Genomic DNA, 12,934 nt, shown 5'->3' with positions numbered 1-12,934 from the left:
CGAAGCCGGTGGAACGCCCGCCATCGTCGTCTATATTGATGCGATGGATATCCAGCACAGCCTCGCCCAGCCCCCGGTCGTCATCCTGCGCGAAGATTATCGGCCACCGGCGTGGCTGGTGCCGGAGACGCGGCTAGTGTTCGATCTGGATGCCCATGCGACGCGCGTCCACGCGACTTTGTTGGTGACGCGCAACGGCGATCATGGCGAACCGCTGCGGCTCGACGGCGCCGGCCAGCCCCCGCTGTCGGTGACCGTGGATGATGTCGCGGTCACCGACTGGCGGCTGGAAGGCGAGCAGTTGGTGATCCCGCTGACCGGCGGGCAGCACCGTGTCAAAACCGAGGTCGAGATCGCACCCGATCGCAACACTCAGCTGATGGGCTTGTACGCCAGCGGCGGCAATCTGTGCACGCAGTGCGAGGCGGAGGGCTTTCGCCGGATCACCTATTTCCCCGATCGGCCCGATGTCCTCAGCCGCTATGCCGTGCGGATGACGGCGGACAAGGTGCGCTATCCGGTCCTGCTGGCAAACGGCGATCCGGGCGCGACGGGCGATCTGGACGATGGTCGGCACTGGGCGGAATGGAATGATCCGTTCCCTAAACCATCCTATCTGTTCGCGCTGGTCGGGGGCGATCTCGCCGTCAACCGCGGCACCTTCATCACCCGGTCGGGGCGCGAAGTCGCGCTCGGTATCTGGGTCCGTGCCGCCGATCTCGCCAAGACCGATCATGCGCTCCATGCGCTGAAGCTGTCGATGGCGTGGGACGAGCGCGTCTATGGCCGCGAATATGATCTCGACGTGTTTAACATCGTCGCGGTGGACGATTTTAACTTCGGCGCGATGGAGAACAAGGGGCTGAATATCTTCAACAGCCGCTACATCCTCGCCGATGCCGATACCGCGACCGACCATGATTATGACGGCATCGCCGCGGTCGTCGCACACGAGTATTTCCACAACTGGTCGGGCAACCGCATCACCTGCCGGGACTGGTTCCAGCTGTCGCTGAAGGAAGGCTTCACCGTCTATCGCGATCAGGGCTTCTCCGCCGATCAGGGATCGGCCGCGGTGAAGCGGATCGAGGATGTCCGCTCACTCCGCGCCGCCCAGTTCCCCGAGGATGCCGGCCCGCTGTCGCACCCGGTACGACCCGATGCGTATCAGGAGATCAGCAACTTCTACACCGCCACCATCTATAACAAGGGTGCCGAGCTGATCCGGATGATGGCGACGATCCTCGGCGCCACCGCGTTCCGCGCGGCCACCGACCTGTATTTCGACCGGTTCGACGGCACGGCCGCTACCTGCGAGGATTTCGTCGCCTGCATGGAGGAGGCAAGCGGTGCCGACCTGTCGCAGTTCCGCCTGTGGTACGGCCAGGCAGGCACGCCGCGCGTGTCGGCCAGCATCGACCATGTCGCCGGCGGTGGTCGCGCGACGTTGCGGCTGGCGCAGCGGGTGCCGCCGACGCCCGGTCAATCGACCAAGCGGCCGATGGTGCTGCCGTTGAAAGTACGGCTGTTCGGGGCGGAAACCGCGCGGCCGCTGACCGACGAGCGCCTGATCCTGCTCAGCGATGCCGACGAGACCCTGGTGTTCGAGAGCGTGACCGAGCGACCGGTGTTATCGATCAACCGCGGCTTTTCCGCCCCCGTGATCGTAGAGAGCGACCGCAGCGCTGCCGACCTTGCCTTTCTCAGCGCGCATGATGACGATCCCTTCGCCCGGTACGAGGCGATGCAGCAACTGATGCTCGACACGCTGGTCGCCGGCGCGATCGAGGGGCAGGCTGATCACGATGCGGTGATCGCCGCCGTCGCGCATACGCTGGACGACCCCGATCTCGATGCCGCCTTTGTCGCGGAGGCGGTGCTGATGCCGTCCGACGCGTTCGTCGGCGACCAGTTGGCGCTGGTCGATCCGGATGCCATCTTCCGGGCGCGAGAGGCATTGCGCCGCGACATCGGCATGAAGCTGCAGGATCGTTGGCGGCTCGCCTATGACCGGACACCGACAGTGCCGTATGTCTATTCACCGGGCGAAAAGGGCAAGCGGCGGCTGCGCAACGTGGCGCTCGGCTACCTGGCCGCGACCGATGCCGCCGATGTCGCGGCCCTGGCTTTCGCGCAGTTCGAGGCGGCGGACAATATGACCGACCGGCAGGCCGCGCTGACCACTCTGGTCAATGGTGACGCGGAGGAGCGGCAGGCGGCGCTCGACCTGTTCTATGCGCGTTATGCCGACAACGCGCTGGTGCTGGACAAGTGGTTCCAGACACAGGCGCTGGCGACGCGCGACGATACCGCGGCGGTGGTGACGCGGCTGGCGGCGCATACCGACTTCTCGCTGGCGAACCCCAACCGGGCGCGCAGCCTGATCGGCGCGTTCGGCGTCAATCAACGGGCGTTCCATCAGGCGGACGGGGCCGGTTATCGCTTCCTGGCCGATCAGTTGATCGCACTCGACCAGTTGAACCCGCAGACCGCGGCCAAGCTGTTGCCGCCGCTCGGCCGCTGGCGCCGGTTCGATCAGGGTCGCGCGCGGTTGATGCGGGCGGAACTGGAGCGGATCGTCGCCACCCCCGGCCTGTCACGTGACCTGTTCGAGCAGGCGTCGAAAAGCCTGGAGGCCTAGGCGGTCGTCAGAACAGCCGGCCGCCGTCGGGCACCGGCTGGCTGGGGCCGATCAGCACGACCTTGCCGTCCGCATCGGGAAAGCCGAGCGTCAGCACCTCGGACATCATCGGACCGATCTGGCGCGACGGAAAGTTGACCACCGCCGCGACCTGACGCCCGACCAGTGTGTCGGGCGTGTAATGCTCGGTGATCTGGGCCGATGAACGCTTGCGGCCGATCTCGGCGCCGAAGTCGATGGTCAGCTTGATCGCGGGCTTGCGCGCTTCCGGAAAAGGCTCGGCGGCGACGATCGTGCCGACGCGGATGTCGACCCTCAGGAAGTCGTCGTAACCGATCACGTCCATCAGAAATCCAGATTATCGTAGTGCGCGGGCGGCCCGATCATCTCCATCCGTTCGGACAGGAGCGGGCGGAAGGTGGGCCGGCTTTTCAGCCCGCGATACCAGCGAGCGGTCTGATCGTGACCCTTCCAGTCGATCCCACCGAGATAGTCGGCGACCGAAATCTGCGCGGCGGCGGTCAGGTCGGCCAGGCTCATCGTGGCGCCGCCCAGCCATTGGCGGTGGTCGAGCAGATAGTCGGTGTAGTCGAGATGCCCGACCGCCGCCTTCATCGCCTCACGCAGCGCACGGGCATCCGGCGTGGCGCGCTGGGCGATGCGCTTGACCATGCGTTCGTGGAGCAGCGGCCCGGTGACGTCGCGATAGAAATGCGTGTCGAACCACGTCACCAGCCGGCGAATCTCGGCGCGGTTGGCGGCGGTGCCGTTGATCATCGCCGCCTTTTCGACCGTCTCCTCGAAATACTCGCAGATCGCCGTCGAATCGATCAGCAGCGTGTTGCGAGCCGGATCGACCATCACCGGCGTCTGCGCGGCGGGGTTCATATCGACAAATTCATCCCGCCGGACCCAAGGCGATTCGCGGACGAGTTCGTAACCGACACCCTTTTCGCCCAGCAGCAGGCGCACCTTGCGGCTGAAGGGACAAATCGGGAATTGATACAGCTGCCACATGTTCACGACGTTAGCCGTCCGGGCGCGCCGGCGGAAGGGCAGCAACCGGGCTTATTACCGGTCGGACGGCATGGCGCACCGTGGCCGGGGCCAGCGGAAAGTAGGCTAAGGTGATGCCTAAACCGGCCCTATTGGCGTGACCTGCGACGATGAGAAAGAACGGTCGAGGCGTCTTCCGAACCTTCTATCACCGGCCGATGTTGTAGGACAGCGAGGACGGCGTGCGTTTCGACGAAAATGTCGGTAGCGCACCCGGCGTGGATGCCCTGTTGTTTCTCTTCGCCGCGATCACTTTGGTCGCCTTGGCGGACCGTTGGCCGCCGCTGGCGTTATGCGCGGTGCCGATGGCGGCGCTGGCGGGGACGACGTTGCCCGATCTGGATATGACGCTGGGGCTGGGGCATCGCAGCGGCCTGACGCATGGCGTGTTGCCGGTACTGATCGCGCTCTGGTCGCCGCGGTGGCGGCCGGTGGCGGCGGGGCTGGCGCTGGGGATCGGGCTGCATCTGTCGGCGGATGTGTTTCCCAACGGCATGCGCGGGTTCGCGACGGTGAAGCTGCCGGGGGTCGGATCGATCGGGCGCAACGGATCATGGGCGTGGCTGGCGGTGAATGCGGTCGCGGCGCTGGCGATCGGCGCGCTGCTGGTGCGGCGGATGGCGAGCACGGGCATGACGCTGGCGATCCTGATCGTCGTGGCGGTGATCGGGGTGGCGTATCTGTTCGTCACCGATGGCGGGTGGCCGGCGTTGCTGGTGTATGGCGGCACGGGGTGGGCGCTGGTGCGGCGGCGGGCGATCGCCCGCAGCTAAACCCTGGTCAGCGTGCTGGGCGATCCCCCACCGTCAGTCCTGCGGACTGCCACCTCCCCGTGCCGGGGAGGATTTATTCCGCCGCGATCTGCTCGATCTCGTCGTCCAGCGGGTGGGCAAGGCGGGTGAGCATTTCCTTTGGCACGACCTGCCAGAAATCGCCGGCGACACGCTCCCAATCGTCGAGCAATCCCTTCGACCAGCGGCTGTCGGTGTACTTGGCGTGCGCCGCGATCAGGTCGCGCAGCACGCCCTCCCAATGGGCCGAGCCGAGCCGGCGCCAGGTGATGTTTTCCGGATTGGCGCGACGATGGAACTCACCGTCGGGATCGTAGATGAAGGCCATGCCGCCGGTCATGCCGGCACCGAAATTGGCACCGACCTTGCCCAGCACCACCGCGACGCCGCCGGTCATATATTCGCAGCCGTTCGCGCCGCAGCCCTCGACCACGACCTGCGCGCCGGAGTTGCGGACCGCGAAGCGCTCACCCGCCTGCCCCGCCGCGAACAGCCGGCCGCTGGTCGCGCCGTACAGCACGGTGTTGCCGATGATCGTGTTGTCCTGGCTGGCAAGCGGTGACGACACCGCCGGCCGCACGACGATGACGCCGCCGGACAGACCCTTGCCGACATAATCATTGGAATCGCCGAACACCTCCAGCGTGATCCCCTTGCACAGGAACGCGCCGAGCGACTGGCCGGCGGAGCCGCGCAGGCGGATGGTGACATGACCATCGGCGAGTGTGGACATACCGAACTTGCTGGTGATCTCGGACGACAGGCGCGTGCCGACCGCGCGGTGGGTGTTGCGCACCGAATAGGTCAACTGCATCTTTTCGCCGCGACTGAACACGGCGGCGGCATCCTTGATGATCTGCGCATCGAGGCTGTCGGGTACTTCGTTGCGCCACGTGTCGAGGCTGAAGCGGCGTTCGGCGTCGCTGGCATCGACCTTGGCGAGGATCGGGTTCAGATCGAGATCGTCGAGATGTTCGGCACCGCGGCTGACCTGACGGAGCAGTTCGGTGCGGCCGATCACGTCGTCCAGCGATTTGACGCCGAGCCGCGCGAGGATGTCGCGGACTTCCTCGGCGATGAAGGTCATCAGGTTGATGACCTTTTCGGGCGTGCCGGTGAACTTGGCGCGCAGGCGCTCGTCCTGCACGCAGACGCCGACCGGGCAGGTGTTGCTATGGCACTGGCGCACCATGATGCAGCCCATCGCCACCAGCGACAGCGTGCCGATGCCATATTCCTCGGCGCCGAGAATGGCGGCGATCACGATGTCGCGACCGGTCTTCAGCCCGCCATCCGCACGCAGGCGGATGCGACCGCGCAAACCGTTCAGCGTCAGCGTTTGATTGACCTCCGACAGGCCCATTTCCCACGGGGTGCCGGCATATTTGATCGACGTCTGCGGGGACGCGCCGGTGCCGCCGACATGGCCGGAGACAAGGATGACGTCGGCATGCGCCTTCGCCACGCCCGCCGCGACGGTGCCGATGCCCGCCGAGCTGACGAGCTTCACGCAGACGCGGGCGCGCGGGTTGATCTGCTTGCAGTCGTAGATGAGCTGGGCGAGATCCTCGATCGAATAGATGTCGTGATGCGGCGGCGGGCTGATGAGCGTGACGCCGGGAGTTGCGTGGCGCAACTTGGCGATGAACTCCGTCACCTTGAAACCAGGGAGTTGGCCGCCCTCGCCGGGCTTGGCGCCCTGTGCGACCTTGATCTCGATCTCCTCGCACGCGCCGAGATATTCGGCGGTGACGCCGAAGCGGCCCGACGCGATCTGTTTGACGCCCGAATTGCCGTTGTCGCCATTGGCATAGGGTTTGAAGCGGATCGTGTCCTCGCCGCCCTCACCCGACACCGCCTTGGCGCCGATGCGGTTCATCGCGATCGCCAGCGTCTCGTGCGCCTCCGGCGACAGCGCGCCGAGCGACATGCCGGGGGTGACGAAACGCTTGCGGATTTCGGTGATCGCCTCGACCTGATCGATCGCGACGCCCTCTGAAGGGAAGTTGAATTGCAGCAGATCGCGCAAATACACCGGCGGCAGATCGCTGACCCCGCGCGAGAATTGCAGGTAGCTGGAATAGCTGTCGGTCGCGACCGCGGTTTGCAGCAGGTGCATCAGCTGCGCCGAATAGGCGTGCGTCTCGCCATCCGCGCGCTGGCGATAGAAACCGCCGATCGGCAGGGTGGCGACCGCGCTGTCGAACGCCGCTTCATGGCGCATCATCGCCGACAGGTGCAGCGACGTGTAGCCTTCGCCGGAGATCTTGGCGGGCATGCCGGGGAACAGGTCGTTCACCAGCGCGCGGGACAGGCCGACCGCCTCAAAATTATAGCCGCCGCGGTACGACGAGATGACCGCGATGCCCATCTTCGAGATGATCTTGAGCAGCCCCTCCTCCACCGCGACGCGGTGACGGGTCAGGCATTCCTCGATCGTCAGGCTGCCGAACAGGCCGCGCGCATGGCGATCGGCGATCGCCGCTTCGGCGAGATAGGCGTTCACCGTCGTGGCACCGACGCCGATCAGGACCGCGTAATAATGCGTGTCGAGACATTCCGAGCTGCGCACGTTGATCGACGCATAGGAGCGCAGGCCACGGCGGACGAGATGCGTATGGACTGCCGCCGCCGCCAGCACGCCGGCGATGGCGACGCGGTCTTCGGAGACGTGCTCATCGGTCAGGAACAATTCGGAGCGACCTTCGCGGACCGCCTGTTCGGCCTGGTTGCGAATGCGCTGGATCGCCGCGCGCAGCCGTTCGGGGCCGCCATCGACCTCGAACGTGCAGTCGATTTCGGCGGCGGAACGGCCGAAATGGGTCTTCAGCCTCTCCCAGTGCGCGCCGGTGAGCACGGGTGAGTCGAGCACCAGCACGCGTTCACGCTGGTCGCGGACGTCGAGGATGTTGGCGAGGTTGCCGAACCGCGTCTTCAGCGACATCACATGGCGTTCGCGCAGGGAATCGATCGGCGGGTTGGTGACCTGCGAGAAGTTCTGGCGGAAGAACTGGCTGATGAGGCGCGGCTTGTCGGAAATGACGGCGAGCGGCGTATCGTCGCCCATCGATCCGATCGCTTCCTTCCCACCCTCGACCATCGGCGACAGGATCAGCTCCATGTCCTCCAGCGTCTGGCCGGCGGCGACCTGACGGCGCGCGAGTTCGGGGCGCGGGAAGCGCAGCGCGTCGACGGTGGTGGGCGGCAGATCGGCCAGCGTCAGGAATTCGCCGGTCATCGCGGCATAATCCTGTTCGCCCGCGATCCGGTCCTTCACCGCGCGGTCTTCCAGCACGATCCCTTCGTCGAGATCGACGGCAATCATCTGGCCCGGCCCCAGCCGCCCCTTGGCGATGATGGTCGATTCGGGGACGACGACCATGCCGCTTTCCGAGCCGACGATCAGCAGACCGTCATTGGTGCGGGTGTAACGCAGCGGGCGCAGCGCATTGCGATCCATGCCCGCGACCGCCCAGCGGCCGTCGGTCATCGCCAGTGCGGCGGGGCCGTCCCACGGCTCCATCACGGAGGCGAGATAGCGGTACATCGCCGCGTGGCTTTCGGGCGTGTCGCCGCGTTCGTCGAGCGCCTCGGGCACCAGCATCAGCTTGGCGGTCGGCGCGTCGCGACCGGAGCGGCAGATCGCCTCGAACACGGCGTCCAGCGCGGCGGTGTCGGACGCGCCAGCGGGGATTACCGGTTTGATGTCCTCCGAATTGTCGCCAAACGCGATGCCGGCCATGCGGATCTCGTGACTGAGCATCCAATTCTTGTTGCCGCGGATCGTGTTGATCTCGCCGTTGTGCGCGAGGCACCGGAACGGCTGCGCCAGCCACCATTGCGGGAAGGTGTTGGTCGAATACCGCTGGTGGAAGATCGCGACACGGCTTTCGAACCGCTGATCCTGAAGGTCGGGGTAGAAGACCGACAGGCTCTCAGCCAGGAACAGGCCCTTGTACACGATCGAGCGCGCCGACAGCGAACAGATGTAGAAGCCCTGGATCTGCGCGGCGATGACGCGCTTTTCGATGCGGCGGCGGACGAGATAGAGGTTCTTCTCGAACTCGGCGACGTCTTGTTCGTCGGGCAATGGCCCGGCGATCATGATCTGTTCGATCTCGGGCCGGGTCGCCTGCGCCTTCTGGCCGATGACCGAAACGTCGACCGGAACCTGACGCCAGCCATAGATGGTGTAACCCGCCTCGATGATCGCGGATTCGACGATTGTGCGGCAATCCTCCTGCGCGCTCAGATCGGTGCGCGGCAGGAAGATCTGGCCAACGGCGAGCCGGTTCGGCCGGACCTTGTGGCCGGATGCGGCGATGGCGTCGTCGAAGAAGCGCAGCGGCAGGTCGAGATGGATACCGGCGCCATCGCCGGTCTTGCCATCGGCGTCGACCGCGCCGCGATGCCACACCGCCTTCAGCGCATCGATCGCCGACTGCACGACCCGGCGCGAGGGCCGGCCATCGGTGGCAGCGACAAGGCCGACGCCGCAGGCATCGCCCTCATAGTCCGGACGGTACATGCCGTGTTCGGCGAGATAGGCGTGCTGGGGAGTGGTCATCTGGCGGTTTCCTTACCCATTTTCTCGTAAGCGGCGGCCAGCACCTCTGTGACTGCCTTGTTCAGGAGCGGCGTTGCTCGTTCTTGCATGACCGGACCGACCCGTTGCATCAGCGGCGCCATCGCAGTCCGATCGCCGGACCGAAACGCCGCCTGCGCGGTGGCCAACTCCACGGGCGTCAAGGTATCGCGGTAGGCAGCGGCGAGCAGATCGGCCCACTCGTCGCCGTGGCGATCGACTGCCCCCGCCGTCTCGGTCGCGAACAATTTAGAGGTCGCTTCGCGGCCGAGCTTGCCTTCGATCATTGCCGCGGTCGTCGCACGGGATAGTGTCGCGAGGATGAGGCCGCGTAGTTGCTCGCGCGGTGCCATCGCCTGCGCGATCGTGATCGCTGCGTCCGTTTCGTGCGGCGCAGGCGATTGCGCCGTCGCCGCTGCGGCGAGAAACATCGCGAGCATTGCAAACGAGGACGACCGGAACATTAAGCGGCGACCTTTGCGGCCTTCGCCTTCGCTTTCAGCCATTTGTGCATGCTGGCGGCCACATCGCGGCCGTCGCGGATCGCCCATACGACCAGCGAGGCGCCGCGGACGATGTCGCCCGCCGCGAACACGCCGTCGAGGCTGGTCATCAGCGTCTTGCCGTCGACCAGCACGGTACCCCAGCGGCTGACACCCAGTTCGGGTGCGCCCCACAGCGTCGGCAGATCCTCGGCATCGAAACCGAGCGCCTTGATGACCAGATCGGCCTCCAACGACAGTTCTGCACCGGGATCGACTTCCGGCGCGCGGCGGCCGCTGGCGTCGGGGGCGCCGAGACGCATGCGGCTGGCGCGGACCTGCGACACCGTGTCGTTGTCGCCGGCGAAGCCGAGCGGGGCGGAGAGCCAGACGAATTCGGCGCCCTCTTCCTCGGCATTGGCGACTTCGCGCTGGCTGCCCGGCATATTGGCGCGGTCGCGGCGATAGAGGCACTTCACCGAGGTCGCGCCCTGGCGGATCGCGGTGCGAACGCAGTCCATCGCGGTATCGCCGCCACCGATGACGATGACGTTCTTGCCCTCTGCATCGAGCGAGCCGTCGTCGAACGCGGGGACGGCGTCGCCGAAGCCCTTGCGGTTGGAGGCGGTGAGATAGTCGAGCGCGGCAACGACGCCGGATGCGCCGTTACCCGGCACCTCGACCTGCCGCGCCTTGTACACGCCGGTCGCGATCAGGATCGAATCGTGGCGTTGGCGCAACTCGTCCAGCGTCGCATCCTCGCCGACCGCGAAGCCGTAATGAAACTCGATCCCCGCCGCGGCGAGCCGATCGATGCGGCGCATGACGACGGGCTTTTCCAGCTTGAAGCCGGGGATGCCATAGGTCAGCAGGCCACCGGCGCGATCATGCCGGTCATAGACGTGGACGTCGTAACCATGGCCGCGCAGATATTCGGCGGCGCTAAGCCCCGCCGGTCCGGCCCCGATCACGCCGACCGACTGGCCGCGCGACGGGCCGACGACGACCGGCTCGACCCAACCCTCCGCCCAGGCGGTGTCGGTGATGAACTTCTCGACCGAGCCGATCGTCACCGCGCCGTGGCCGGAAAACTCGATTACGCAATTGCCTTCGCACAGCCGGTCCTGCGGGCAGATGCGGCCGCAGATTTCGGGCATGGTCGAGGTGCTGTTGGACAGCTCGTACGCCTCGCGCAGCCGCCCTTCGGCGGTCAGGCGCAGCCAGTCGGGGATGTGATTGTGCAGCGGGCAGTGCACCGAGCAATAGGGCACGCCGCATTGCGAGCAGCGCGACGCCTGATCCTCGGCGGCGGGTGCCGCATAGCGATCTGCGATCTCACGAAAGTCGGCGGCGCGCAGATCGGCATCGCGCTTGGCCGGATAGGCCTGATCCTGATCGACGAATTTCAGCATCGGGTTGTCGGCCATACGGCGTCTCCGCTCGGAAAATTACTCCAGCGGCTCTACCGACGACCGAAACCTATAACAAGTAAGACGTACTTACCTATAAATGCGCCGTTCGCGAATTATTTCGAAAAAGCGCGAACGGATCGTACCAATAAAAGTCCGATCCGGTTCTAGTGGGTATAGAGAAAGAACAGCGCGGCTGTGCCGGCGACGATTCGGTACCACGCGAATGGCGCGAAGCCGTGCCGGGTGACCACCGCCATAAAGCCCTTCACCACGGCCAATGCGACGATGAACGACACCACGAACCCGATGGCGATCAGGCCGAGGCTGCCGCTGGTGATGGCGTCGCGATGCTTCACCATCTGCAGCACCGTCGCGCCGGTCAGCGTCGGCAGCGCGAGGAAGAAGCTGAATTCCGCCGCCGTGCGCCGATCGATGCCCAGCGACATCGCACCCATGATGGTGGCGCCGGAACGGCTGACGCCCGGAATCATCGCCAGACACTGGACGACGCCGATCTTCGCCGACTGGACGGCGGACACGCCGGCGATGCCGCCCACGGCGTGCGTCTTCGCCAATCGCTCGACGATCAGGATCGCGACGCCGCCGACGATCAGCGCCCATGCCACGACGATCGCGTTTTCCAGCAACGCCTCGATCTGATTGTTGAACGCCAGCCCCAGCACGACGGCGGGGACGAACGCGATCAACAGGTTGCGCACGAACGCGATCGAATTCGGCTCGCGCTTCAGCAGGCCGGTCAACACCGCCATGAAGGTCCGCCAGTACAGCACGACGATCGCCAGGATCGCGCCCGGCTGGATCGCGATGTTGAAGACCGCCCAGCGCGACGCGTCATACCCCATCAGGTCGGTGGCGAGGACCAGATGGCCGGTGGAGGAAACGGGCAGGAATTCGGTGACCCCCTCGACGATGCCGAGGAGGATGGCGACGAGATAGTCGTTCAAGGGCGTCGCTCCGGACGAAAAGAAGGGATCAGGCGGCCTGTTCCACCGAACGACGACCGAACCGGCCCTGCCGGCGGAAACGGACCAGCCAGTCGGGGGCGACCGCGGCCAGCGGCGTGGCGGCGATGCCAAGCGCATCCAGCCCGTCGGTTTCGGTGCCGACGATATTGTCCTGCTGCAACATCAGCCACTGGTCGCGCGTGATCGGCCCGCCGGGCAGCGATGCCAGCATCGATCCGATCGCATCCGGCAGTTCCAGGATCGTCGGCGAGCGGCCGACGGCATCGGCGATGAAGCGGATCAGTTCGCCCATCGACAGGATATCGGGACCGCCGAGCGCGAACGTCCGGCCGCCGAAGCGACCGGGATCACCCGCCGCCGCCGCGATCGCCGCGCCGACATCACCCGCGAACACCGGCTGGAACCGCACCGGCGCCCGCAGGACGGGCACGATGGGGCTGGCGGCGATCATGCCGGCGAAGCGATTGACGAACTGGTCCTCGCGACCGAACACGATCGACGGGCGCAGGATCGTCGCCTGGGCGAAGGCGGCGCGCACCGCAGCCTCCCCCTCGCCCTTGCTGCGGCCATAGGCGGACTTGCTGGCGGCATCGGCGCCGATCGCGGACACATGCACCAGCGTCCCCGCACCGGCCTGCGCCGCGGCCTCCGCCACGGTGCGGGCGCCATCGACATGGATGCGATCGACCGCGCCGGCCAGCACCCCGACCAGGTTCACGACCACGTCCGCGCCGGCCACCGCCCGCGCGATGGTATCGGGTCGGATCACATCGGCGGCGACGAACTGGGTCTGACCCAGATTGCCCTGCGTCTTCAGGAACCACGCATGGCGCGGGTCCCGCTGGGCGATGCGTACCCGCGCACCGGCAGCCAGCAGCGCCCGCACGGCATAACGCCCGACGAAACCACCGCCGCCGATCAGCGTCACCAGCTTGTTGTTCATGTCTTCGTATCCCGATGCGGCCATGGAAATGCCTTTGG

Annotated in this window: 9 protein-coding genes; 2 read left to right on the top strand and 7 right to left on the bottom strand. The window is 66.2% G+C overall.

Annotated elements, in window-relative coordinates:
• The first annotated feature begins 43 nt into the window (after positions 1-43).
• On the top strand, positions 44-2,641 hold the full coding sequence (gene pepN / locus ASG67_RS11255) for an aminopeptidase N (protein WP_056529894.1): 2,598 nt from the start codon (positions 44-46) through the stop codon (positions 2,639-2,641).
• A 7-nt stretch (positions 2,642-2,648) separates the two neighbouring features.
• Here the strand turns inward: pepN and ASG67_RS11250 are convergent, their stop codons facing one another.
• On the bottom strand, positions 2,649-2,987 hold the full coding sequence (locus ASG67_RS11250) for a tRNA-binding protein (RefSeq protein WP_056529891.1): 339 nt from the start codon (positions 2,985-2,987) through the stop codon (positions 2,649-2,651).
• Complete coding sequence (locus tag ASG67_RS11245; protein ID WP_056530559.1) at positions 2,987-3,658, bottom strand: glutathione S-transferase family protein; 672 nt, start codon at positions 3,656-3,658, stop codon at positions 2,987-2,989. Before ASG67_RS11245 ends, ASG67_RS11250 begins: the two co-directional genes overlap by 1 nt.
• A 221-nt stretch (positions 3,659-3,879) precedes the next feature.
• On the opposite strand from ASG67_RS11245, the gene ASG67_RS11240 reads away from it, so the two are divergent.
• Positions 3,880-4,470, top strand: coding sequence for a zinc dependent phospholipase C family protein (locus ASG67_RS11240; protein ID WP_056529888.1), 591 nt, complete (start codon positions 3,880-3,882; stop codon positions 4,468-4,470).
• 73 nt (positions 4,471-4,543) lie between these two features.
• Here ASG67_RS11240 and gltB read toward each other — a convergent pair whose 3' ends face one another.
• The 5 genes from gltB to ASG67_RS11215 all read right to left on the bottom strand — a co-directional run bounded on the left by gltB (position 4,544) and on the right by ASG67_RS11215 (position 12,896).
• Positions 4,544-9,055, bottom strand: coding sequence for a glutamate synthase large subunit (gltB, locus tag ASG67_RS11235; RefSeq protein ID WP_056529884.1), 4,512 nt, complete (start codon positions 9,053-9,055; stop codon positions 4,544-4,546).
• Positions 9,052-9,504 (bottom strand): hypothetical protein, encoded by a 453-nt coding sequence (locus ASG67_RS11230; protein ID WP_156460770.1) that lies wholly within the window; start codon positions 9,502-9,504, stop codon positions 9,052-9,054. Before ASG67_RS11230 ends, gltB begins: the two co-directional genes overlap by 4 nt.
• A gap of 32 nt (positions 9,505-9,536) precedes the next feature.
• Positions 9,537-10,982 carry an NAD(P)-dependent oxidoreductase gene (locus ASG67_RS11225; RefSeq protein WP_056529878.1) on the bottom strand — a complete coding sequence of 482 codons (1,446 nt, stop codon included), beginning with the start codon at positions 10,980-10,982 and terminating at the stop codon, positions 9,537-9,539.
• A 149-nt stretch (positions 10,983-11,131) separates the two neighbouring features.
• Complete coding sequence (locus tag ASG67_RS11220) at positions 11,132-11,932, bottom strand: undecaprenyl-diphosphate phosphatase (protein WP_056529875.1); 801 nt, start codon at positions 11,930-11,932, stop codon at positions 11,132-11,134.
• 28 nt (positions 11,933-11,960) lie between these two features.
• Complete coding sequence (locus tag ASG67_RS11215) at positions 11,961-12,896, bottom strand: complex I NDUFA9 subunit family protein (RefSeq protein ID WP_056530557.1); 936 nt, start codon at positions 12,894-12,896, stop codon at positions 11,961-11,963.
• Positions 12,897-12,934 lie beyond the last annotated feature (38 nt).

Origin of the sequence: Sphingomonas sp. Leaf339 (assembly GCF_001426195.1) — a bacterium.
GTDB lineage: Bacteria > Pseudomonadota > Alphaproteobacteria > Sphingomonadales > Sphingomonadaceae > Sphingomonas.
The sequence above is the reverse complement of the archived record's forward strand: the minus strand, read 5'-3'. Positions and strand labels throughout refer to the sequence as shown.